Genomic DNA, 20,885 nt, shown 5'->3' with positions numbered 1-20,885 from the left:
CGAATGCAATCACTTTTTACCTTTTCACCGGAGTCTGAGAGATGTTGTCTGAAGCGCAGCGCAGCGCGCCGTTAACCCTGACTGAGCATCTGGACAGCGCACGTCGAGAGGCGATTGCCCGAGGCATGGTGTGGTTCTGGTTGTTGAACTGGCTGGTGGTATTGTTTCTTTCGATACGCTACGAGGTTTACAGTCAGGTCGGGCTCGCCAGTGATGACAGCTTGCCCTGGCGCTTTCAGAGTGAGCTGGCCCTGGTCATGGTGGTGCTATTGCTACTACCTGTTGTCAGCCTGTTTTGTGACCATCTGCAGGATCGCCTCTGGTTACGGATGGCTGCGCTGGTGATGGTGCTATGGGGCGGACTCTGGACGCTGCACATCTACACGATTGGTCAGGTAGAGCTGCGGGGAGGGGTCAGCTATGCCAACGGGATCATGCGGCTCAACCTGCTGGCTGCGCTCATCGCGTTTTATCCCGACCGCAAGGTGTTGTATGGCTATCTCTTGGGCCCGATGACGGTGGGTGTAGGGTTGGAGCTCTTTTTGCGCGTCGATTTTCTCCAGATTTACCTGCTTGGCGTGTTGTTTGGCGTGATTGCGCTGGAGGTCGGCCGCCGCATGCTGCACCGCTGGTTTGAGCTTGCGATCATGCGAGAGCATGAAAATCTGATGCTGCTGCGCCAACTTGATCAGCTCGCCAAGCAAGATCCTCTGACCAGTGTCGCCAACCGGCGGCATTTCAATATCGAGTTGGAGCGCGCGTTGGCCCATAGCCAGGAGAGCGGCGCTCCGCTATCGCTCATTCTGATCGATGTGGACTATTTCAAGCGCTTCAACGACCACTACGGCCATCAGGTGGGAGATATGTGCCTCAAAGAGGTGGCACAAGCGCTCAACCGTGCGGTACGCACGCCATCTGATCTGGTTGCCCGCTATGGCGGGGAAGAGTTTGTGCTGCTGCTGCCCAATACCGACCGTCAGGCTGCGGCCAGCGTGGCGCAGCGGCTGCAAGATGGCTTGGCCAGCCTGCAGCTGGAGCATCTGGCGTCCGATGTTGCCCCCTGGGTGACGGTGAGTCAGGGGATTGCCAGCACAGTGTCCGGCGAAGGGGCGAGCCAGCTGCTGGAGCGGGCCGATCAGGCGCTCTATCGGGCCAAGGAGTCGGGACGCAATCAGTTCTGTGTTGCAGAGTGACTCTGTTCGGCAATCCAGCGACTGATCCGTTCATCCAGCCAAAACCGTGGCCGCCAGGGCGTGCCGTGCAGAAAGCCGACATGGCCGCCGCGCTGGCTCAACTCATAGCGCACCGTGGGCGAGAGTTGCTCCGGCCGGGGAATGACCGCGTGTGACATAAAGGGATCGTCGGCGGCGTGCAGGATAAGGGTAGGGATGGGGATTTGAGCCAGCAGCGGTAGCCCCGAGCAGCTCTGGTAGTAGTGGCTGGCGCTGTGAAAGCCGTGCAGCGGCGCGGTGACCAGCTCGTCAAAATCGCGCAGGGTGGCAATCTGCTCCACTTGTCGAGGTTGCCAGCGCTCACTCGCTTTCTGCTGCTGGCTGATCTTGTTGAGCAAATTGCGGCGCATGGTGCGCAGCAGATAGTTCTGATAGACCTTCGAGAAGCCCTGATTGACCCGCTCGGCGCAACTCGCAAGTTGCAGCGGGGCCGAGACCACCACCGCCGCCTTCAGCGCCGCAGGGCAGGCCCGCGCCAGCAGATTGACCAGCATATTGCCACCCAGTGAAAAGCCGATGGCGATCAGCGGTTTGCCCGGGAAGCGCTGGCTCAGCTCGGCAATCAGCTCCTGCGCGTCACCGATGGCGCCGGAGTGATAGGCCTGCAGGTGGCGATTGGGCTCGCCACTGCAACCGCGAAAGTGCATCAGCACGGCCTCTCTGCCCTCTTGCTGCAGATGGGCGAACAATCCCTTGGCATAGTGGGAGTGAATGCTCCCCTCCAGCCCGTGAAACACCACTATCAGCGGCCGTTCATCAAGGCTGACTTCCCCGCTCCAGGCGAGGTCGACAAAGTCCCCATCCTGCAGTTCAAACCGCTCCGCCACAAAACGGGCAGGGGGGCGGCGCAGCCATTTGGGCAATATGGTCTGCAGATGAGGATTGCGTGCCCACCAGGGGGCGTGGAAGTGGCTCTCGGTCAGCATGGGGTCAGTCGGTCTGGGTCGAAGATAAGGAGGACGGGAGGCGTGTTCCTCCCGCCAGTCATTGGCTTATTTCAGCAGGCGATCGTGATGTTCGGCGCCGCGCAGCATGGCCTGGATCAGCTCATTGGCTTCGAACTTGGTCAGCGCCTCATGGGCTCCCACCTGATGGGCCCGCTCCACACTGATCTCGCTGGAGAGCGAGGTGTGCAGGATGATGTAGGCCCCCGCCAGTTTGCTGTCGCTCTGTACCTCGAAGGCCAGCTCGTAGCCATCAAGCCCCGGCATCTCGATATCGCTAACCAGAATGTCGATCGGGGTCTTCTGGCTTGCCCGCGTCTGCATCAGGGTCAGTGCATCCTTGCCATTGGTGCAGACCTCATAAGGGATATTGATGTAGTCGAGGGCGGCCATCAGCTGACGGCGAGCGACCGAAGAGTCATCGACCAGCAGGATCCGCATCGGCTTGATCCGTTCCCGCTGCACATCGGTCAGTACCGGATAGAGGTGGCTCGGATCATCCGGATAGACCCGGGAGAGGATCAGCTCCACATCCAGCAGCTGGATCAGCTGGTCATTGACCCGGGTCACGCCGGTTACGAACACATTGTGACCGAGAGAGGCGGGTGGCGATTCGATATCGCGCCAGTTGCACTCGGTGATCTTGTCGATGCCCCGTACCAGAAAGCCCACCAGGGTACGGCGGCAGTCGGTAATGATGATGAAGCAGTGGGGCATCTCCTCCTTGCTGATGGGGCGATAGCCCACCGCCATCGCCATGTCGATCACCGGAATGGTGGAGCCACGCATATTGGCAGCCCCCAATACGGTCGGGTGCGAGTGCGGCATTGCCGTCAGCTGGGTGTAGGGCACTATCTCCTTCACCTTGAGGGTTCCGATGGCAAAGGATTGTTTGGCTGAAAGGTGAAACAGCAACATGCCCTGGGATTGATTGGCTTTGCTCGTCATGGCAGATGTCCTGTTGGTCGAAACGTTGGCAGTCACTTCAGGCCTCTAGCATAAAGGATTACGGGGGGAATGGCCCTTCCTTGTTAACGACCATCTGGCAAAAAACTGGACTCATTCAGCCAATTTCGTTGGCGTATTCCATCGGCGTCCGGTTATTGATCGCCATCCTCGCCAACGCCCCACTGCTGGCAGGCTGCTTGCAATGTGGCCTCATCGGCATAACCCAGCTTGCTGGCCACCTGCGCGGGTTTGCTGCCGCCTTTGAGCAATCTGAGCGCCTGCAGCAGTTGCCACTGTTGTTGCAATTCACTCCCTTCCACCGGCGCATCGGCTTGTTGTGCCCACTGTTGCTGAGACTCCGGTTGGCCATTGGCCAGCGCTTGCCAGCAGGCTTGCAGCTCACCGTGACCCTGCTGGCTGATGGCACACTGTTGCAGCTCATCCAGGATCACCTGCAGTCGCTGACCGTAGGCCCCTTGCCACTCTTTTGGACGTTGCCACCGGGCCAGAGAGTCGAGCAGGGCATCGAGCAGCGGGGTGGTCTGCAGCCAGCCTGCCTGCTGCGGCTGAGCCACGCGCAAAGAGACGCTCAGCTGATCGTACTCGCAACCGCTGAGGGGGCTGAAGGCCGCGAGGGCATCGGCGCAGAGCCAGAAACTGCTGCCTGCCGGCAGCAACAGCTCATGTTGGCCCAGTCTCAGCAGCGCGGCGCCCCGGGTGATCCGCAACAGCTGCCCGACCGGAGTTCGTTTGCGGTTGCCGGCGTGCAGGCCCTGGCAGGAAAAATGGTGATACTCGATGGCGTGATGCATGTAAAAACCCTGATATGATGCTGCCTGGAGGTAACAAATATGGAAACCAGACGTAAAAAACGCTTCATTGCCGGTGCTGTCTGCCCGGCGTGCGGCAAGTTGGACAACATGATGCTGTATCTGGAGCATGGAGTCGAGAAGGTGACCTGTGTCGCCTGTGGCGATACCCAGGTACAAACGCCTGCCGAGGTCGACAAGCAGACTCGCGAGGCGGAAGAGGTGATCGGGGTGTTTCGCCCCTGATAAGGGAACGGCGGGTGGAATGCGGGTCTCCTCGCTGACGCTGTTGCCGTTTTTTTCGTCACTCCGTGGCACGGCACGGCATATGCGCGGCCCGCTTTTTAGGGTATTCTGAGCCCGTTTTTTTCTATCCGCAGGATCCTGACATGAAAGTAGCTCCTCTGAGCGTGGTTACGCTGGAATACACAGTCACCGACGAGCACGGTGAAGTCATCGACAGCACTGTCGGCAAAGAGCCGCTGGTCTATCTGCACGGCACCCGTTACCTGGTCTCAGGCCTGGAAGCCGAGTTGGAAGGTCGCGCGGTAGGTGAAGCCTTCGAAGTGACTCTGGCACCGAGCCAGGCCTACGGCGAATATGATGAGACCCTGGTACAAGAAGTACCGGGCGAGCTGTTCGACGGCATGGAAGTCTCCGAAGGGGATACTTTTGTGGCTGAAACCGACGATGGCCACCGCCCGGTGACCGTGGTTGAAGTGTCCGAAGAGTTCGTCAAAGTGGATGGCAACCATCCGCTGGCTGGCGTAACCCTGGGCTTCAAGGTCGAGATCAAGGACGTGCGTGCCGCCACTGCCGAAGAGCTGGCCCACGGCCACGTTCACGGTGCCGGTGGTTGCGGTCACGATCACGGTCATGACCACGATCACGGCGGCTGCTGTGGCGGTCATGGTCACGACCATGATGAGGAGCACGGTCAGGGCGGTTGCTGCGGCGGTGCTGGCCACGGTCACGATCATGGCCACGACCACGGTGACGACCATGGTCACGGCGGCTGCTGCGGTGGCGGCGGTTGTGGTGGCAAGGGCCATCACCACTGATCACGGCCATGCCGATGATAAAAAATCTGCCGTAGGAGTCATACCGAGCAATTAATGCTCATTAATTGCTCCTCCTTGGATGATGAAATCCGAAGCCGGTTGTCTTGGCTTCGGATTTTTTATGTCTGTCAAATAGGCTCGCGGCTTTTCCCAAGCTAATAGGCTGCTTATTTTTGATTAATGCTCAACATTATTCCCTCTCGGTTCCGCGATGGGGCTTTTGTGCGGAGCGCAAACGTCATCTGCAAACGAGTCATCAAATCGGTGTCTTCATCAGCACAATATGACCATGTTAGGTCATGTCCCAACAGCTATAACGAGCCAGCGTCAGTCTCTATTTGGTCTCGTTGTGTCCCATAAAAAAAAAGCCAGTCAGGCTTAACTGACTGGCTATTGCCTAGTGACTAACTGATAGGCGCGAAGCCTTACAGCTGCTCGATACCGACGATATGCCAGGGGGCATTGTTCTTGGCCAGATCGCGCTCGAGGTGCCACACCTCTTTGATGTCTTCTTCGACCTGCTCCTGACGGTCCATGTAGCGGCCGCTGAAGCGCACGCTCACCTGAGCCCAGTCGCTGCCGTAGTCGGCGCGTACCAGCTGGGTATCCACATACATTACTTCTGTGTGCTGGTCGCCAGTCAGTTCGGCGCGCTCGGCTTTGAGCTGCTCAAAAAGCTCGGGGCTGACGTACTCGCGCACCTTTTCCAGATCGTTCTTGTTCCACGCCTCTTGCAGGGTGCGATAGTGATCGCGGGCACCGGCCAGGAAGCTGTTCATGTCAAAGCCTGGCGGCAGGCGGAACGGCACGTCGCTGTCGGCAAAGCCGGTGGCTTGCGGTGCGCTGTTGCTCTGCTCAAACTGCTGCGGGGCCGCGGATTGCGGTGGCTGATAGCCCGCATAGGCCGCCTGTTGTGGCTGTGGCGTCGCGACCTTGCCCTTGCGCAGGGTACGGATCAGGAAGACTACCCCCAGCGCCAGCAGGGCGATCAGCAGGAAGTCCATTCCTTGCAGACCTTCAAAGGCACCGCTGCCCAGCAGGTAGGCAAACAGGCCGCCAGCCAGCAGGCCGCCCAGCAGGCCACCCATCATGCCGCTCTTTTTCGGCGGAGTCTGGGCATTCAGTGTCGGATTCTTGTTGTCGACCGGTTTGGCCGCAGGCTGGGCCGGCGCAGTTTTGTAACTTTTACCAAAGGATTTGCCGCCGCCAAACTTCTTGGCTTCGGCGTGAGGTGCCCCCAGGCCAATGGCCAGGATCACGGCAAACAGGGTCAGCATCTTTTTCATTTTGACTCTTTTCACTCTCGTCTGTGGGTGGGGCATGCTCCGCTTTGGCAAGCTCAGCAAGGCGCATGGCAGGCTGCCTGTCCCTAATTGTGTCGCAGCTTGTATTCATCAATATCACCTCTGGCATGAATTATTCATGAACGAGGTTGCCGCGATGCGGCGTCAAACAAGAGGAGTAAACCGGATGAAAAGCAGAAGATTGAGTCGCAAGGAGCGCAAAATGCGAAGCAAAATCAAAATGGTCAAGGTAGAGCAGACTCTGGTTTGGCCCTTTATGATGGTATGAGCCGCCAGATAGGGCTCGCCGTAGTTGGCTTTCTTTTGTAAAATTCCCGTCCCCTTCCCGCTGCGGTTTTTATGTGTATGGCAGAGCAAGTGACGGCGAAAAAAGACGCCAAGACACAACAGCTGAAAGTTCCTCCCCACTCTTTTGAGGCCGAACAGTCCGTACTGGGCGGCCTGATGCTGGATAACGATGCCTGGGATCGGGTTGCCGAACGGGTGATCGATCAGGATTTCTACAGCCGTCCGCACCGGTTGATCTTCCAGGCCATGACCCGCCTCTCCAACGCGGGCAACCCCATCGACCTCATCACCCTGCAGGAGGAGCTGGAACGCTCCGAACAGCTGGAAGAGGCGGGTGGCTTCGCCTATCTGGTGGAGATCGCCAAGAACACCCCGAGTGCCGCCAACATCAACGCCTACGCCGAAATCGTGCGCGAGCGGGCGGTGGTGCGGGAGATGATCTCGGTCGCCAACGAGATAGTCGAAGCGGGTTACGAGCCACAGGGCCGTACCTCCGGCGATCTGCTGGATCTGGCCGAGAGCAAGGTATTCAAGATTGCCGAGCAACGCACCAGCGCCAACGAGGGGCCTCAGCCCCTGAAGCTCATCCTCGAGCAGACTGTCGACAAGATTGAAGAGCTGTTCAAGACCCCCCACAACGGGGTGACCGGGGTATCGAGCGGTTACAACGATCTGGACAAGATGACCGCCGGTTTGCAGCGTTCGGACTTGATCATCGTGGCGGCCCGTCCCTCCATGGGCAAGACCACCTTTGCCATGAACCTCTGCGAGCATGCGGCCCTCACCGCCGACAAGCCGGTGCTTATCTTCTCGCTGGAGATGCCCTCCGAGCAGATCATCATGCGTATGCTCGCCTCGGTCGGTCGCATCGACCAGACCAAGGTGCGTACCGGTCAGCTCGACGACGAGGATTGGGCGCGCCTCTCCTCCACCATGGGATTGCTGCTCGAGAAGGGCAAGATGTATATCGATGACGCCTCCGGCCTCACCCCGACCGATGTACGCTCCCGTGCCCGTCGGGTGGCACGCGAGCACGGTGGCCTATCCATGATCATGGTGGACTACCTGCAGTTGATGCGGGTGCCGGCGCTCTCCGATAACCGGACCCTGGAGATCGGCGAGATCTCCCGCTCCCTCAAGGCCTTGGCGAAAGAGCTGCAGTGCCCGGTGGTGGCGCTCTCCCAGCTGAACCGAAGCCTGGAACAGCGGGCCGACAAGCGCCCGGTCAACTCGGATCTTCGTGAATCGGGCTCCATCGAGCAGGATGCGGATTTGATCATGTTTATCTATCGTGATGAGGTTTATCACGATGACAGCCCGGACAAGGGGATTGCCGAGATCATTATCGGCAAGCAGCGTAACGGCCCTATCGGCCGGGTGCGCCTCACCTTCCAGGGTCAGTTCTCCCGGTTCGACAACTACGCCGGTCCGGCGTTTGACGACGACTATTGATGTAAACCCAAGGTGATGGCGGTTTCGTCATTACCACGACTGCCCTGATCGACAGCCAGTCATTGGCTGCTGCTCAGGGCCTGTTTTCCCGGTTCGACAATTATGCCGGTCCGGCCTTCGACGACGATAAGTGAGTGGCGGTCTTCTGCCCGATGAGGGGGAGGCCATTTGTGCCCTCGTAAGGGAAAACCATGAAAGCGGCTACTGCCCAAATCAACACTGCGGCCTTGCGCCACAACCTCGCCGTGGTCAAGCGCCACGCCCCCGCTTGCAAGATCATCGCGGTGGTCAAGGCCAACGCCTATGGCCACGGACTGCTGCCGGTCGCCCGCACCCTGGTGGATGCGGATGCCTATGCGGTGGCCCGAATCGAAGAGGCGCTGATGCTGCGCTCCTGCGCCGTGGTCAAGCCCATCGTGCTGCTGGAGGGTTTCTTCTCCGCCGACGATCTGCCGGTGCTGGCGGCCAATAACCTGCAGACGGCGGTTCACACCTGGGAGCAGCTCGAAGCGCTGGAGCAAGTCGAGCTGCCAGCGCCCGTGGTGGCCTGGCTCAAGCTCGACACCGGCATGCACCGCCTCGGGGTGCGTGCCGACGAGATGCCCGCCTTTATCGAACGACTCGGCAAGTGCAAGAACGTGGTACAGCCGTTCAACATCATGACCCACTTCAGCCGCTCCGATGAGCTGGAGCAGCCCACCACCCGCGAGCAGATCGACCTCTTCAGCAAGTTGACCGCGCCGCTAGCGGGCGAGCGGGCCATGGCCAACTCGGCGGGCATTCTGGCCTGGCCGGACTCCCACTGCGACTGGGTGCGCCCCGGCGTCATCCTCTATGGCGTGTCGCCCTTCCCCAACACGGTGGCGGCCGATTACGATCTGCAGCCGGTGATGACCTTGAAGACCCAGCTGATTGCGGTGCGGGATCACAAGGCGGGCGAGCCGGTGGGTTATGGCGCCAACTGGGTGTCGGATCGTGATACCCGGCTCGGGGTGATCGCCATCGGCTACGGTGACGGTTATCCGCGCATGGCGCCCAATGGCACTTCCGTGCTGATCAACGGCCGTATCGTGCCGCTGGTGGGGCGTGTCTCCATGGATATGAGCACGGTGGATCTGGGGCCGGGCGCGACCGACAAGGCAGGCGACGAGGCGGTGCTATGGGGCGAGGGGTTGCCGGTGGAGCGGGTGGCCGACGAGATTGGCACCATCCCCTACGAGCTCATCACCAAGCTCACCTCCCGCGTCTTTATGGAGTACGTCTGATGTGGCAGCAGTGCCTGCTGACTCTGAAGCCCCGTTCGCGGGGCTTTCATCTGGTGACGGACGAGCTGGTAGCCAAGCTGCCGATGCTGGCGGATTACCGAGTCGGCATGGCGCACCTGCTGTTGCAACACACCTCCGCCTCGCTCACCCTCAACGAGAACTGCGACCCCAGCGTGCGCAGCGATATGGAGGCCCATCTGCACCGGCTGGCGCCGGAAGATGCCCCCTACTATCGTCACACTTATGAGGGGCCGGATGACATGCCCGCCCATATCAAATCCTCCCTGCTCGGGGTGAGCCTGCTACTGCCGATCCGTGACGGTCAGCTGGCACTTGGCACCTGGCAGGGGATCTGGCTTGGCGAACATCGCGTCGATGGCGGTGCCCGCAAGGTGCTGGTGACCCTGCAGGGTGAGTAATCAGACTACAACTAGCTGAAAGATGAAGATAAAAAAGAGGGATGGCGCCGAGCCATCCCTCTTTTGTTTTTACGATTTCGCGAGCTATCTGCTTGCCAGTCGTGAAGCGCTCTGCGTGGCTCAGGCGACCTTGAAGGGGGTCAGCTCGGCCAGCGGGGCGGCGTCCATAAAGGCTTGCGGCTCCTGACCGTGTTTGAAGATCTTGAAATCCTGCTCGCGGGCGCTCCAGTACTCCAGACGCTCGCTGCCGTTTTCTCCGGTGATTTGCAGCAGACTCGCTTCACGCAGGGCCACCACATATTCGCTCGGGTTGATGGCGCAGAACTCGGCCAGACGCTCGTCGCGGGTCTCGCCCATGTGGCCGCTGATGCTGGCATCCAGATAGTGCGGGTTGATCTGCAGCGGGAACAGGCCCAGCGCGGGCAGCACGGCGGCGTTGCAGACCGGCATGTCGTTGGTGGTGCGGATGCTCGGGGTCGCCACGTTGCAACCGGCGCTCCAGCCCACATAGGGGACGCCCCGCTCGCGCACGGCACGCTGGATCGGCACGATCAGGCCGTTTTCATGCAGCAGCTGATTCAGGCGCCAGGTGTTACCGCCGCTGATAAAGATGGCGTCGGCCTGATTGACGGCCGCGACCGGATCGTCGAAGTGGTGAATGCTGATGGTCTCGATCCCGAGGCTCTCGGTAAGTTCGTTGGCGCGGGCAACCCAGTCGCTGCGGATCACCGCGTAGGGGATGAGCAGGATGCGCTTGACCTGTTTGCGAGCTAGCAGGCTCTGCACCCGATCGCGGGCCCAGCCGAGCAGACCCGGAAATTCGTTGGCTTTACCATTGCTAAGCAGAAGCAGTTCCATCAAATCGTTCCTCAAAAAGTGAAAGCGGAGGAGGGAGGGCCACCGGATCCGCCGTGCGGCCGGATGGCAAGAGCGGGCATGCTACCACCATTGGCGTGGCGGTTCTGTGATCGCGAGGCCCATTCAACTGTTATGGATGGGGGATGCCATGCCAAGCGGTGGATTAATGAGCCGTGGTCAATGCGCCACCCCTCGCCAATAAAAGACCCCGCCGCAGCGGGGTCATGGCAGAGTTAGTCGAGTTTGAGATCGACCCACACCATGCGGTGATCCGAACTGACTCCCTTGGCGATGCCGAGTTTCGCATCATAGACCAGGTGATAACCGGCCTCGAAGCTGGCAGGCCAGAAGACGCCGCTTTTGACCGCGTTGAGGTTGGCGGAGGGGATGACGTGATCCAGCTGCAGCACGCTGCTGTTGGTGATCCGTTCCGGGTTTGGGCGATTGAGGTTGCGTTTGCAGTCGGTCCCCTTGCTGACACACTCCGGGCCCCCTTCGCTGACCGGGATCAGGGTGCCATTGGTGATGGCCTGATTCATCAGCGGGTTGTTTAGCAGATCCTGAATGGCGGTCAGGTCACCGTCACCGGTGAGCGGATCGGCGTTGAGATCCCCGGCGATGACGAACTTGGCGTTTTTGGCCAGTCCACCCTTGGTGCCCTTGTCATCGGTCATGTAGTTGAGACCCTTGACGTAGTCATTCCAGAAGGCGATCTCGGCGCGGTTGTGCTTGACGGTGTGACGCGCCGCGTTGGCAAAAATCGGCGGGGTCGGGTGGGAGATCAGGAAGTGGATCACCTCTTCACCCTTCTCGGTCTTGATCAGTACCGGCACATCGGCGTGGTTCTTGGAGGAGAGCGGGTACTGCTGCCAGGCTGCGTCTGAATACCAGGCATCGCCACACTGGCGGCTGGCCGGGATCTTGACCTTGGGATTGTTGCAGTCATCGATGATGGGATTCTGTTCGCCCGGCATATCCTTCCACTTGAAGTGCTGGAAGGTACGGATCTGCTTGGTGTCGATGGGGTATTTGGACATCACCGCAAAGGCGTACTGGCCGTGATAGTTGCCAAAGCCCCAGGCATCGTCGGGGCCGTTGTTGATATTGCCATCCAGATTGAGGTCATAACCGCTCATCAGGCCGGTGTTGGTAGCGAAGTTCTGCATCACCGGATAGCTGATGGCGGTCACTTCGGCGTGCTGGGCGTGGGCCAGATAGTTGTCATTGAAGGCTTTCAGATCGGCGGTGCTCTCGCCTTTGCCGTCGTTGTCGAACTCGTTGAGCAGGAACACATCCGGACGGGTGCGCTGGATGATCTCCGCCACGTTGCGGATCTGCTGCACGTTCTTGGCTTTGGTTTCAGTGGCGCCGCTCAGGCTCCCTTCGGCGAGGCGGGCCAGCAGAGCATCCTGCTCGGTGCGAGTCAGCGCCAGCTCACCGGTCAGCATACCGGCGGCAGTGCGGTCAAAAGAGAGGTTGAAGGTGGCAAAACGAACCATGGGATCAGCTGCCTTTGAGTCGTTGTCGCTGTTGCAGCCAGCCAGCATCCCGAGGGAAATGGCGGCAGCCAGTAGGGTCTTGTTGATATTTTTCATTGTAATTATTCCGTAGCATCAATGAGTTATGCCTTCTGTGAGGCGGCGCCATTATAAGTAGACGGCGATGCTGCGGGGATTTTGCCTGAGTAAAGTGTGAGGATATTCACACCACATATCTGGCGATGATGAATGTTAGCAGGGCGATATGGGGTGTGAAAAACCGGTTTATACGCTGCAGTTTCCGGGATGAATGGCGCACTTCCTGCCGTTACCGCACTCTGAATTTGTCACACCACCATCGGCAGGCCGCTCTCGGGGTGGTGGATCACCTGTGCCGGATAGTCATAGAGACGGGCGATCAGCTCAGGGGTGAGCACCTCGGCAGGCGTGCCATCGGCCATCAGCTTACCCCGTTCCAGCATCACCAGCCGATCGGCATAGCGCGCCGCCAGATTGAGGTCGTGCAGCACCACCAGCACAGCTGTATTGCGGCTGGCGAGGGCGCGCGCCATGGTGAGCAGCTGATGCTGGTATTTCAGATCGAGCGCCGAGGTGGGCTCGTCGAGCAGCAGCAAGCGGGGTTGCTCGGCCTGCTCGGTCGGAGAGGGGGCCTGCCAGATCTGCGCCAGCACCCGGGCAAACTGCACCCGCTGCCGCTCGCCGCCAGAGAGCCCGGGATAGAGCCGCTTGGCCAGATGCTCGACCCCGGCATGGGTCATGGCCGCCGCCACAATTTCGTCACGCCGCGCCGCCGGTTCACTGTGGGGCAAGCGCCCCATTGCAACCACTTCCTCGCAGAGAAAGGGGAAGTTGAGGGAGGAGCTTTGCGGCAATACCCCGAGTCGGTGGGCCAGTTGGCTGCTGTCCCACTGCTGGCGATCTGCGCCAAACAGGGTGATGGAACCCTCATATTCCAGTTCGCCGGTCAGGCACTTGAGCAGCGAGCTCTTGCCCGCCCCGTTGGGGCCGAGCAGCGCGGTCAGGGTGCCGCTCTCGAGACTAAGATCGAGCCCATCCAGGATCTGGCGCTGGCCGCGACGCAGGCTGAGTCGGGTGCAGCTCAACAGGGGGGAGGAGAGTGAGGATGAGAGTGGTTGCATAACAGTCCGTATCACAGGGCGCGGCGGCCTTTTACCAGCAGCCAGATGAAGAAGGGAGCGCCGAGCAGGGCGGTGATGATGCCCACCGGCAGCTCGGCCGGGGCCAGCAGGGTGCGAGCCAGCATGTCGGCCGCCAGCAGCAGGGCGGCGCCAAGCAGGGCCGAGAGCGGCAGCAACCTGACATGGTTGGGGCCTGCCAGCAGGCGCACCAGATGGGGCACTACCAGCCCGACGAAGCCGATCATCCCCGATACCGCCACCGCCACCCCGACGCCCGCTGCGGTGAGCAGAATCAGGCGACGTTTGAGGGATTGCACATTGATTCCAAGATGACGGGCTTCTCCTTCACCCAGCAGCAGGGCGTTGAGGGGATTGGCATCGCGCATAAAGAGCCACAGCAGGGCCGCCAGGGTGAGCAGGGCCAGCGCCACATCGGCCGGTTTGCCTGCCGCCAGCGTTCCCATCTGCCACAGGCTCAGGTTGCGCAGCATCTGATCGTCCGCCAGATAGGTGAGCAGGCCGATCACTGCACCGGAGAGCGCCGTGATGGCGACCCCGGCCAGCAGCATGACGGTGACCGAGGTGCCCCCCTCACGGGTGCCGAGCAGATAAACCAGGGTGGTGGTGAGCGCGCCGCCGAGAAAGGCGAGCAGCGGCAGCAGACCAACCCCGATGGTGGCTTGCAGCTGCTGGCCGAGGGGGGCAAGCAGCACGATGGCGAGTGCAGCCCCAAGCGCAGCACCGCCGGAGACACCTATGATGCCGGGGTCAGCCAGGGGGTTGCGAAACAGTCCCTGCATCACGGCGCCACATAGCCCGAGGATCCCCCCCACTGCGATGCAGAGCAGGGTTCTCGGCAGCCGAATTTCCTGCACGATCAGCAGCTTGTGTGACTCAATCCCGCTCTCCTGCCCGGCAAACAGCGCCCGCAGACTCTCGCCCAGGGTGAGGGTCATGGGGCCGGTTGCCAGCGAACCGAGCAGCAACAGTGCCAGTGCGGCCGTGGTGAAGGCAAGCAGCCAGGAGAGGGGTAACCGCATCATGACCCCTGCTTGATCCACTGGGCGATCTGGTTCGCCTGTTGCAGGGAGTTGAGGCTCAGGCCCCCTTGCAGGGCGTGGCCGTCGATGGCGTGAATGGCGTTGCGCTTACCTGCCGGGGTAGCCGCCAGGGCGGGCACTTCTGCCAGCACCTTGGCCGGATCGGCATATTGCTGCCAGTCACGACCACTAACCAGTACCAGATCGGGCTGCATCTCGATGAGGGATTCGGCGGATACCGGCTTGTAGTTGCGCAACTCGGCGACCGGATTGATGCCGCCTGCCAGCGAGATCAGCGCGCTGGCGGTGGTGTCCCCCCCGGCGATGCTGGTGGGTTGCCCCTTGTGCAGCAGCAGGAAGGCGACCTTGAGCGGTTTGTTCTGTTTGGCTTGCGCCGCCAGCTGATCGGTCTGAGCCTGGATCTCTGCCTTCAGGCGATCGCCAGCGGCTTTGTCGCCCAGCAGGCTGGAGAGGGTGTCGATACGTTGGTTGAGGTTGGCGAGGGTCGGCGCGGTATCCAGCACCTCCACCTTGACCCCGGCACGACGCAGCTGATCCAGGGTCGGGGCCGGGCCCATCTCGTCGCTGCCCACCAGTCGGGTGGGGGAGAGGCTCAGGATCCCTTCGGCGGCCAGCGCCCGGTGATAACCCACCTTGGGCAACCCTTTTGGCAAGGGGCTGCTGACATCGGTGGCGATCAGGCTCGATTCACCGCCAAGGGCCAGAATGAGTTCTGTGGTGGCGGGGCCGATACTGACGATACGCTCTTTCTGTCCGTCGGCGGCAACGGCAGAGAAGGGAGAGAGTGAACTGCAGAGCAGGGTGATGGCGAGGGCAAGACGACGGCCCATGCTAACCTCCGAAGGGGTGAATGAAACGGGTGTGCCGCCGAGAATATCAAGGCTTTGGAAAAAATGCACTGATAATGATAGCAATTATCAATTGCATTGATTCCAGTGCTTTATTAGAGTAGCCGCCATGATAAACAGCGGGACAACATGGTCCCGCAGAGGGAGAAAACATGAGCATTGCACAACGCATTCACGCGCTGCTGGAGCAGGATCCCGGCGCTCATCCGTCCACCCTGGCGGCCCAGCTTGCCATCAGCGAATGGGAGGTGGTTCGCCATCTGCCCGCCGAGCTGGTGACCCTGCTGCCCGCCGATCGTGCGCAAGGTCTGCTGGAAGATTTGGCCGACTGGGGCCCGGTGACCACCATCGTCGAATCAGAAGGTTCCATCTTCGAGGTAAAAGCCCCCTTCCCGAAAGGCAAGGACGCACGCGGTTACTACAACCTGATGGGCCGCGACGGTGAGCTGCATGGTCACCTCAAGCTCGACAACGTGGCGGGGATTGCGCTGGTCAGCAAACTGTTCATGGGCAAGGAGGGGCACTCCTTCCAGTTCTTCGGTCACTCCGGCCGCTGCATGTTCAAGGTCTATCTGGGTCGCGACGAGAAACGCCAGCTGCTGGCCGATCAGGTCACCCGTTTTATGGCGCTGCGCCACAACTCTCAAGAGGAAGTCAAAGCATGAGTGAACGTCAGGAGCGTCTGCAGAACCGCCTGCAACCGGAGATCCGCGAGTTTCGCGACAGCTGCCGCACCCTGCAGCTCGCCACCGTCGATGGCGAAGGCAATCCCAACGCCAGCTATGCCCCGTTCGTGCTGCAGGAAGATGGCTACTATGTGCTGATCTCCGAGATCGCCCGCCACGCCCGCAACCTGCAACAGGTGCCGCGGGTATCCCTGATGCTGATCGAGGATGAGAGCGGTGCCCGCGAGCTGTTTGCCCGCAAGCGCTTGACCTTCGATGCGGTGGCTGAAGTGGTGGCCCGTGATGACGCTCGCTGGAGCAAGGCAGTGGCGGCGCTGGAGGGGCGTTTTGGCGAGATCATCAAGGGTCTCTCCAACCTCAAGGATTTCAAACTGTTTCGCCTCAAGCCGGAGCAGGGGCTGTTCGTCAAGGGCTTCGGCCAGGCGTTCGCGGTCTCCGGTGACGAACTGGTGGATTTCGTCCATCTGGTGGAAGGGCACAAGCGCATCGACAACGGTGCCGAGCTCACCAGCCCGGCCGATGCGCCGGTCTGATAATCCCTGTCGACCACGACAGCCGTTATAACAAAACGGGCAGCCACTGGGCTGCCCGTTTTTATTGCGTTATCTCATCCGGCCTGTTCAATCCTGCCAGCTGGCCTTGTTGGGAAAAGCGCGACGATCGGCGTCGGTGGCCGTTTCGTTGCACTCCCCCCGCACCTTCCAGGAGGTCTGGCTCAGCACTATGTAGCCCTGGCGGCAATACTGCTTGGTCGCCAGGGTCTCGGTCAGCAGGTTCTCCTGCAACGCCTCTCGCTGTTCTAGCAGCCGCTGGCTCTGGGCCGCCGAGAGGCCGCGTGGCAAGGTGTCGTTGGGCGCGGCTTCAAAGGTGAAGCGCTTGCTCCCCTCCTCGTTGATGTGGGTCAGAAACAGAGGTTCCGGCCCGTCATACTTCTGTCCGGGCAAGCTGGAGCAGGCCGACAGAAAGGGAACAATCAACAACAGGGTGGCAGACAACAGGCGCACGACAGACTCCAGTGAGAAACGAAGCGAGGCTCGCAGATTAGCACGGCTGCAGGGCGGGTGTTACTGCCAGCAGCTCGTCGGTGGTGAGCAGGGTCACATTGCGCCCCTCCGGCAGGCTGAGGTGGCGCCACATCCAGTGATGGTGCTCGGTGATCTGGGCCGCGCTCAGGTGGGGGCGATCGGCGGTGGTGTGACCATCGCTCAACACCAGCACCTCGTACCCATGGGAGGCGGCACTGCGCACCGTGGTGTCGACGCAAAAATCGGTGGCACAGCCACAGAGGATCAGTCGATCGACCGGCTGCTCGGCCAGCAGGAAGGCGAGCTCGGTGTCGAGAAAGCTGTCACAGGCCGTTTTGCGTACCCGGCTCTCCCCCTTGGCCGGTTGCAGCGCACTGTGCAACTGCCAACCCGGGGTGCCCGGTTCCAGTTCGGTACCGGGGGGCGAGTCATGCTGGATATAGATGACCCGTCCCTGTTGCTGCCTGACATGGGCCGCAGCCCGATTGATATTGGCCAGCACCTGCTCCTGGCGGTAACGGGGCTCGTTGAACAAGCCTTGCTGCACATCGATGATCAGTAACACATCCATATTTTACCCGCCGTTTCCTGGAAGATTAGGGTTGCAGCCACTGGCTGCAGTCACGACTGCGGGATTGATGCAGCGCGCCCATATCTTGCTTCATCTCGTCACTGTTTTGCCAGCGCTTAGGCAGCGGCATGATGGTTACCTGCACATCGGCTGCGCGATCTGCAACAGAGGTCTCATCTGTACGAGGCACGACCAGCGCTACCTTGAGGGCAGGATTGCGGCTGGCGATGCGACTGGCGAGCCCAAGCCCCCCCTCGACGTGGAAATTGCCGGCGATATGCATGATCTGCTGGCCCGGGTGCTTGACGAGATAATCCACCATGCTCTCGGCCATGGTGTCATCCCAACTGGTCTGGGCGGCGAAGCGGCGGGCGTTGCTGTCGGCATCGCCATGGTGCATGGAGGCCATAAATTTCTGGCGATAGGGGTCATCCCCCAGCGTCAGCTGGCGGGCCAGCTGGCTGCGACGAGTGGCTGGCAGTTTGTCGAGCCACTCAGCCCCCTCCTGACCGACACAGCTCACCAGCGGCTTGGGGGCGTTGGCGGCGATCACCGGCATCCGGTGCGCTTTGGCAAACTCTACCAGCGGGCGGTAGTCGCTCGGATAGTTGGGCCAGGCGTTGCCTTCGCGGATCAAGGCAGCCTCACCAATCTGGTTCGCCAGATAGGCATCCAGCGTCTTCTGATCGGCGCGGCTGAACTGCTCCATGGAGAGGGCCAATGGCCGCCCGTGCTGCTGGCCAGCGGTGTAAAGCCCGCTCAGCAGGCGCGATTGCAAAAGATGCACGGCGGGATGGCTGTGCAGCTCACCCACCAGAATGATGTCGGCGTCGGCAATGCGCGCGATCGCCTGCTCCAGCGTCAGGTCTGCGTCTCCTTCGCTGCTTAGCCGGTAGTCATAGAGCGTCTGCAACTGTGATGACTGGGTCGGTTGGGTGGGGGTGGCACAGGCTGCCAGCAGCAGCGGCAGGGCGAGCAGGGGAAGTCGTCTAATCATGGGATCTCACGGCTGATATGCCCGGATGCCGGTGCATCTCGGGGGGCTAATAGAGAATAAGGGCAACACAGGGCGACAGTGTAAAACCAATTTGGTTCAAAACAAATGAGAATGATTTCGTTTCTTGTTGATCTTTGTCGAGAGCCGGGTAATATGCGGCCTGTTTGATAACAGTTCTCAATAAGGATTCGCTGTGACCCATCATAACGCACTCTCTCTGGTTGCCCTCGCCGTGGCGGCCGGTCTCTCCTCCCAGGTCTTTGCTGCCACCCAGAAGGCGGATGAAGTCGTGGTCGTCAGCGGCTCACGGATGGAGCAAAAACTGGAAGATGTCTCCGGCCCCATCTCGGTGATCACCGCCAAGCAGATTGAAGAGCAGGTCGTCACCAACGTCGCCGACCTGTTCCGCTACGAACCCGGTGTGACCGTGCTCGGCGGTCAGGGGGATGCGCAGACCTTCATCATCCGCGGCATGGGTGAAAACCGGGTCAAGGTGGTGCGCGACGGTGTGCGCCAGAACGATGCCTACAGCAAGGGCGGGGTTGGCCAGAGCTACTTCGATACCGACATGATCAAGCAGGTAGAAGTGGCCAAGGGGCCGGCGTCTGCCGCCTACGGCTCCGATGCGCTGGGTGGTGTGATTGCCATCACCACCAAGGATGCCAGCGACTTCCTCAAGGGCAAGGATAGTTATCTGGATGTGACCAGCGGTTACGCCTCCAGCAGCCACCAGAAGATGGCGGGCTTTACCGGCGCCCTGCGCACTGGTGAAGTGGAGAACCTGCTGCGCTACACCTGGCGCGATGGCGGTGTGACCCAGAATTTCGACTCCACCAAGAACGACTTCGATATCGGTACCCACGCCCTGCTGCTCAAGAGCAAGTGGAACCTCTCCGATGAGCAGTTCCTCAAGCTGACCGTTGACTACCTGACCGATGGCGAGGAGCCGGATGCGGTCAAGCTCAACAAGGTCGGTACCGGTACTGCCCGTGTCTTTGATCAGCCCATCACCGACAAGCAGACTGACAACCTCTCTGTGGTGCTGGATCACGGCATCGCGCTGAATCAAGGCTGGGCTGATCGGATGGATAGCAAGGTTTACTTCGCCCGCACCAAGCAGACGTTGGATCAGTACGCCTCATCCAAGTATCCGGTCAGCCCCGGCAATCCCTATGTGACCAAAAACTCGCTGGATCACAACGTGTTCGATCAGAAGAACATCGGCGCCCAGCTGCAGTTCCACAAGGCGGTCGCCAACCACCGTCTGGCTTGGGGGGCTGAATACGAGCACACCGACAACGAACGTACCCGTTACAAGGGGCCGACGACTCCCGGTGATTTTGTCGGCTACAACGAGCTGAGCTTCCCGGCTACCACCAGCGAGCGCAGCGCCCTGTGGGCCTTTGACGAGATCAAGTTTGGCGAGCGCTGGGTACTGACCCCGGGGGCCCGCTATGACTACTACCGGATGACTCCGGACAACGATCCGGCCTACACAGGCGACAAGCTGCACAAGTTCTCCGAAGGGGAGTTGTCACCCAAGCTGGGTCTGGTGTTCAAGGCCCACGAGGCGGCCAACCTGTTCGCCCAGTACAGCCACGGTTTCAAGGCCCCCATGTATGACAGTGCCTTCTCCACTCTGAACCATCAGGCGTACGGCTATCGCATCGAGCCCAACCCGAACCTCAATCCGGAGAGCAGCGACGGCATCGATCTCGGCGTGCGTGGCAGCAGCAACGGCTTCAGCTATGAAGTAGCCAGCTTCTACAACAAGTTCGAAGATTTCATCGAGATGGTGGAAGTGGGCAAAGAGGGGCGCACCGCCGTCTACCAGTACCAGAACCTGAGCAAGGCGACTACCAAAGGGGTCGAAGCCAAGGCGGATTACTGGCTCAACGACATCGTCAATGTCTGGGGCAACCTCGCCTACATCGAAGGCAAGGATGGGGATGGCAACTACATCAACAGCCTGAGCCCGCTGAACGGCTCCGTCGGTGTGCGTCTGGAACAGGCCCAATGGAACTTCAACACAGCCCTCCGCTTTGCTGACGACATGGACAAAGTCCGCAAAGACAGCAAAGGCAAGGATTACGTGAAGAGCGCCGGTTGGGGTGTGGTGGATATGTACGCCCAGTTCAACCCGATGACCGACCTGCAGCTCAACGTCGGGGTCTTCAACCTGTTTGACAAGGAGTACACCAGCTACGAGCGCATCGCCGGTCGTGCCGAGGGCTCCGATAACAGCATGATGACCGAACCGGGCCGCAACCTGAGTGCACGGGTCAAATACGTATTCTAAAGAGCAAACAACAGACGCAGATGATCAAAGGGGCTTCGGCCCCTTTTTTGTCGCCGCCATGTTGTGACGATGGCGCAGAGCAGATGTTTGCCTAAAAAAGAAACCCGCCATGGGCGGGTGGAAGGATTGCAACACTAACCAGGAGGAGGTGTTACCAGGTAGACCCCACCTCTTCGGTAA

21 protein-coding genes are annotated in these 20,885 nt (G+C 60.5%); 9 read left to right on the top strand and 12 right to left on the bottom strand.

Annotated elements, in window-relative coordinates:
- Window positions 1-41 precede the first annotated feature (41 nt).
- A complete protein-coding gene (locus AB5Y67_RS20825; protein ID WP_199427368.1) occupies window positions 42-1,193 on the top strand; it encodes a GGDEF domain-containing protein in 1,152 nt (383 codons plus the stop codon).
- On the opposite strand, the gene AB5Y67_RS20820 is transcribed toward AB5Y67_RS20825, so the two are convergent.
- The 3 genes from AB5Y67_RS20820 to AB5Y67_RS20810 form a co-directional block, all read right to left on the bottom strand.
- Window positions 1,172-2,158 carry a hydrolase gene (locus tag AB5Y67_RS20820; protein WP_150389547.1) on the bottom strand — a complete coding sequence of 329 codons (987 nt, stop codon included), beginning with the start codon at window positions 2,156-2,158 and terminating at the stop codon, window positions 1,172-1,174. The two genes, AB5Y67_RS20825 and AB5Y67_RS20820, sit on opposite strands and share 22 nt — an antisense overlap.
- Before the next feature lie 66 nt (window positions 2,159-2,224).
- Window positions 2,225-3,124, bottom strand: coding sequence for a chemotaxis protein (locus tag AB5Y67_RS20815; protein WP_005335289.1), 900 nt, complete (start codon window positions 3,122-3,124; stop codon window positions 2,225-2,227).
- Window positions 3,125-3,276: 152 nt separating this feature from the next.
- Entirely contained in the window at window positions 3,277-3,936 is a 660-nt protein-coding gene (locus AB5Y67_RS20810; RefSeq protein WP_199416820.1) for a hypothetical protein, read from the bottom strand.
- Window positions 3,937-3,975: 39 nt separating this feature from the next.
- Here AB5Y67_RS20810 and AB5Y67_RS20805 point away from each other — a divergent pair, with 39 nt between their 5' ends.
- Together AB5Y67_RS20805 and slyD are read left to right on the top strand one after the other, a co-directional pair.
- Window positions 3,976-4,179 (top strand): YheV family putative zinc ribbon protein, encoded by a 204-nt coding sequence (locus tag AB5Y67_RS20805; RefSeq protein ID WP_005335287.1) that lies wholly within the window; start codon window positions 3,976-3,978, stop codon window positions 4,177-4,179.
- 143 nt (window positions 4,180-4,322) lie between these two features.
- Entirely contained in the window at window positions 4,323-4,994 is a 672-nt protein-coding gene (gene slyD / locus AB5Y67_RS20800) for a peptidylprolyl isomerase (RefSeq protein ID WP_005335286.1), read from the top strand.
- 425 nt (window positions 4,995-5,419) lie between these two features.
- Here slyD and AB5Y67_RS20795 read toward each other — a convergent pair whose 3' ends face one another.
- Complete coding sequence (locus tag AB5Y67_RS20795; RefSeq protein WP_199427367.1) at window positions 5,420-6,280, bottom strand: Tim44 domain-containing protein; 861 nt, start codon at window positions 6,278-6,280, stop codon at window positions 5,420-5,422.
- Window positions 6,281-6,643: 363 nt separating this feature from the next.
- Between AB5Y67_RS20795 and dnaB the strand changes: the two genes are divergently transcribed.
- From dnaB to AB5Y67_RS20780, 3 genes are all read left to right on the top strand, one after another.
- A complete protein-coding gene (gene dnaB, locus AB5Y67_RS20790; RefSeq protein WP_026035132.1) occupies window positions 6,644-8,038 on the top strand; it encodes a replicative DNA helicase in 1,395 nt (464 codons plus the stop codon).
- Between the two features lie 191 nt (window positions 8,039-8,229).
- Window positions 8,230-9,303, top strand: coding sequence for an alanine racemase (alr, locus tag AB5Y67_RS20785; RefSeq protein WP_021230808.1), 1,074 nt, complete (start codon window positions 8,230-8,232; stop codon window positions 9,301-9,303).
- Window positions 9,303-9,722, top strand: coding sequence for a secondary thiamine-phosphate synthase enzyme YjbQ (locus AB5Y67_RS20780; protein WP_150389544.1), 420 nt, complete (start codon window positions 9,303-9,305; stop codon window positions 9,720-9,722). The genes alr and AB5Y67_RS20780 overlap by 1 nt, the downstream gene beginning before the upstream one ends.
- A gap of 120 nt (window positions 9,723-9,842) precedes the next feature.
- Here AB5Y67_RS20780 and pepE read toward each other — a convergent pair whose 3' ends face one another.
- The 5 genes from pepE to AB5Y67_RS20755 all read right to left on the bottom strand — a co-directional run bounded on the left by pepE (window position 9,843) and on the right by AB5Y67_RS20755 (window position 15,109).
- Window positions 9,843-10,580 carry a dipeptidase PepE gene (gene pepE, locus AB5Y67_RS20775; protein ID WP_150389543.1) on the bottom strand — a complete coding sequence of 246 codons (738 nt, stop codon included), beginning with the start codon at window positions 10,578-10,580 and terminating at the stop codon, window positions 9,843-9,845.
- Window positions 10,581-10,813: 233 nt separating this feature from the next.
- A complete protein-coding gene (locus tag AB5Y67_RS20770; RefSeq protein WP_150389542.1) occupies window positions 10,814-12,175 on the bottom strand; it encodes an endonuclease/exonuclease/phosphatase family protein in 1,362 nt (453 codons plus the stop codon).
- 230 nt (window positions 12,176-12,405) lie between these two features.
- The gene (locus AB5Y67_RS20765; protein ID WP_064335610.1) at window positions 12,406-13,218 is read right to left on the bottom strand and encodes a heme ABC transporter ATP-binding protein; all 813 of its coding nucleotides are present in this window, start codon (window positions 13,216-13,218) and stop codon (window positions 12,406-12,408) included.
- Window positions 13,219-13,229: 11 nt separating this feature from the next.
- The gene (locus tag AB5Y67_RS20760; RefSeq protein WP_013723506.1) at window positions 13,230-14,261 is read right to left on the bottom strand and encodes an iron ABC transporter permease; all 1,032 of its coding nucleotides are present in this window, start codon (window positions 14,259-14,261) and stop codon (window positions 13,230-13,232) included.
- Complete coding sequence (locus AB5Y67_RS20755) at window positions 14,258-15,109, bottom strand: hemin ABC transporter substrate-binding protein (RefSeq protein ID WP_042080088.1); 852 nt, start codon at window positions 15,107-15,109, stop codon at window positions 14,258-14,260. Before AB5Y67_RS20755 ends, AB5Y67_RS20760 begins: the two co-directional genes overlap by 4 nt.
- 170 nt (window positions 15,110-15,279) lie before the next feature.
- On the opposite strand from AB5Y67_RS20755, the gene hutX reads away from it, so the two are divergent.
- Together hutX and hutZ are read left to right on the top strand one after the other, a co-directional pair.
- On the top strand, window positions 15,280-15,792 hold the full coding sequence (hutX, locus tag AB5Y67_RS20750) for a heme utilization cystosolic carrier protein HutX (protein WP_042080089.1): 513 nt from the start codon (window positions 15,280-15,282) through the stop codon (window positions 15,790-15,792).
- Complete coding sequence (gene hutZ / locus AB5Y67_RS20745) at window positions 15,789-16,346, top strand: heme utilization protein HutZ (protein WP_005335257.1); 558 nt, start codon at window positions 15,789-15,791, stop codon at window positions 16,344-16,346. The genes hutX and hutZ overlap by 4 nt, the downstream gene beginning before the upstream one ends.
- 87 nt (window positions 16,347-16,433) lie before the next feature.
- On the opposite strand, the gene AB5Y67_RS20740 is transcribed toward hutZ, so the two are convergent.
- The 3 genes from AB5Y67_RS20740 to AB5Y67_RS20730 are packed head-to-tail and all read right to left on the bottom strand — an operon-like array spanning window position 16,434 to window position 18,406.
- Window positions 16,434-16,817 (bottom strand): hypothetical protein, encoded by a 384-nt coding sequence (locus AB5Y67_RS20740; protein WP_199427365.1) that lies wholly within the window; start codon window positions 16,815-16,817, stop codon window positions 16,434-16,436.
- Window positions 16,818-16,854: 37 nt separating this feature from the next.
- Window positions 16,855-17,409 (bottom strand): cysteine hydrolase family protein, encoded by a 555-nt coding sequence (locus AB5Y67_RS20735; RefSeq protein ID WP_064340768.1) that lies wholly within the window; start codon window positions 17,407-17,409, stop codon window positions 16,855-16,857.
- Between the two features lie 25 nt (window positions 17,410-17,434).
- Window positions 17,435-18,406: a ChaN family lipoprotein gene (locus AB5Y67_RS20730; RefSeq protein ID WP_199427364.1), complete on the bottom strand. Its 972-nt coding sequence runs from the start codon at window positions 18,404-18,406 to the stop codon at window positions 17,435-17,437.
- A gap of 193 nt (window positions 18,407-18,599) precedes the next feature.
- Here AB5Y67_RS20730 and AB5Y67_RS20725 point away from each other — a divergent pair, with 193 nt between their 5' ends.
- A complete protein-coding gene (locus AB5Y67_RS20725) occupies window positions 18,600-20,705 on the top strand; it encodes a TonB-dependent hemoglobin/transferrin/lactoferrin family receptor (protein WP_199427363.1) in 2,106 nt (701 codons plus the stop codon).
- Window positions 20,706-20,885: the final 180 nt, after the last annotated feature.

It is taken from the genome of Aeromonas sp. s12 (assembly GCF_040907925.1).
Taxonomy (GTDB): Bacteria; Pseudomonadota; Gammaproteobacteria; order Enterobacterales; family Aeromonadaceae; genus Aeromonas; species Aeromonas veronii.
Note: the sequence above shows the minus strand (reverse complement) of the source record. Positions and strands in the feature narration are given on the sequence as shown.

What these genes read in the sequence shown, in the direction of transcription:
- dnaB (WP_026035132.1), top strand. Translation starts at nt 6,644, where the DNA reads ATGGCAGAGCAAGTGACGGCGAAAAAAGACGCCAAGACACAACAGCTG.
- AB5Y67_RS20730 (WP_199427364.1), bottom strand. Translation starts at nt 18,406, where the DNA reads ATGATTAGACGACTTCCCCTGCTCGCCCTGCCGCTGCTGCTGGCAGCC.
- slyD (WP_005335286.1), top strand. Translation starts at nt 4,323, where the DNA reads ATGAAAGTAGCTCCTCTGAGCGTGGTTACGCTGGAATACACAGTCACC.
- pepE (WP_150389543.1), bottom strand. Translation starts at nt 10,580, where the DNA reads ATGGAACTGCTTCTGCTTAGCAATGGTAAAGCCAACGAATTTCCGGGT.
- AB5Y67_RS20765 (WP_064335610.1), bottom strand. Translation starts at nt 13,218, where the DNA reads ATGCAACCACTCTCATCCTCACTCTCCTCCCCCCTGTTGAGCTGCACC.
- AB5Y67_RS20815 (WP_005335289.1), bottom strand. Translation starts at nt 3,124, where the DNA reads ATGACGAGCAAAGCCAATCAATCCCAGGGCATGTTGCTGTTTCACCTT.
- AB5Y67_RS20795 (WP_199427367.1), bottom strand. Translation starts at nt 6,280, where the DNA reads ATGAAAAAGATGCTGACCCTGTTTGCCGTGATCCTGGCCATTGGCCTG.
- AB5Y67_RS20780 (WP_150389544.1), top strand. Translation starts at nt 9,303, where the DNA reads ATGTGGCAGCAGTGCCTGCTGACTCTGAAGCCCCGTTCGCGGGGCTTT.
- AB5Y67_RS20755 (WP_042080088.1), bottom strand. Translation starts at nt 15,109, where the DNA reads ATGGGCCGTCGTCTTGCCCTCGCCATCACCCTGCTCTGCAGTTCACTC.
- AB5Y67_RS20770 (WP_150389542.1), bottom strand. Translation starts at nt 12,175, where the DNA reads ATGAAAAATATCAACAAGACCCTACTGGCTGCCGCCATTTCCCTCGGG.
- hutX (WP_042080089.1), top strand. Translation starts at nt 15,280, where the DNA reads ATGAGCATTGCACAACGCATTCACGCGCTGCTGGAGCAGGATCCCGGC.
- alr (WP_021230808.1), top strand. Translation starts at nt 8,230, where the DNA reads ATGAAAGCGGCTACTGCCCAAATCAACACTGCGGCCTTGCGCCACAAC.
- AB5Y67_RS20810 (WP_199416820.1), bottom strand. Translation starts at nt 3,936, where the DNA reads ATGCATCACGCCATCGAGTATCACCATTTTTCCTGCCAGGGCCTGCAC.
- AB5Y67_RS20760 (WP_013723506.1), bottom strand. Translation starts at nt 14,261, where the DNA reads ATGATGCGGTTACCCCTCTCCTGGCTGCTTGCCTTCACCACGGCCGCA.
- AB5Y67_RS20805 (WP_005335287.1), top strand. Translation starts at nt 3,976, where the DNA reads ATGGAAACCAGACGTAAAAAACGCTTCATTGCCGGTGCTGTCTGCCCG.
- AB5Y67_RS20820 (WP_150389547.1), bottom strand. Translation starts at nt 2,158, where the DNA reads ATGCTGACCGAGAGCCACTTCCACGCCCCCTGGTGGGCACGCAATCCT.
- hutZ (WP_005335257.1), top strand. Translation starts at nt 15,789, where the DNA reads ATGAGTGAACGTCAGGAGCGTCTGCAGAACCGCCTGCAACCGGAGATC.
- AB5Y67_RS20735 (WP_064340768.1), bottom strand. Translation starts at nt 17,409, where the DNA reads ATGGATGTGTTACTGATCATCGATGTGCAGCAAGGCTTGTTCAACGAG.
- AB5Y67_RS20825 (WP_199427368.1), top strand. Translation starts at nt 42, where the DNA reads ATGTTGTCTGAAGCGCAGCGCAGCGCGCCGTTAACCCTGACTGAGCAT.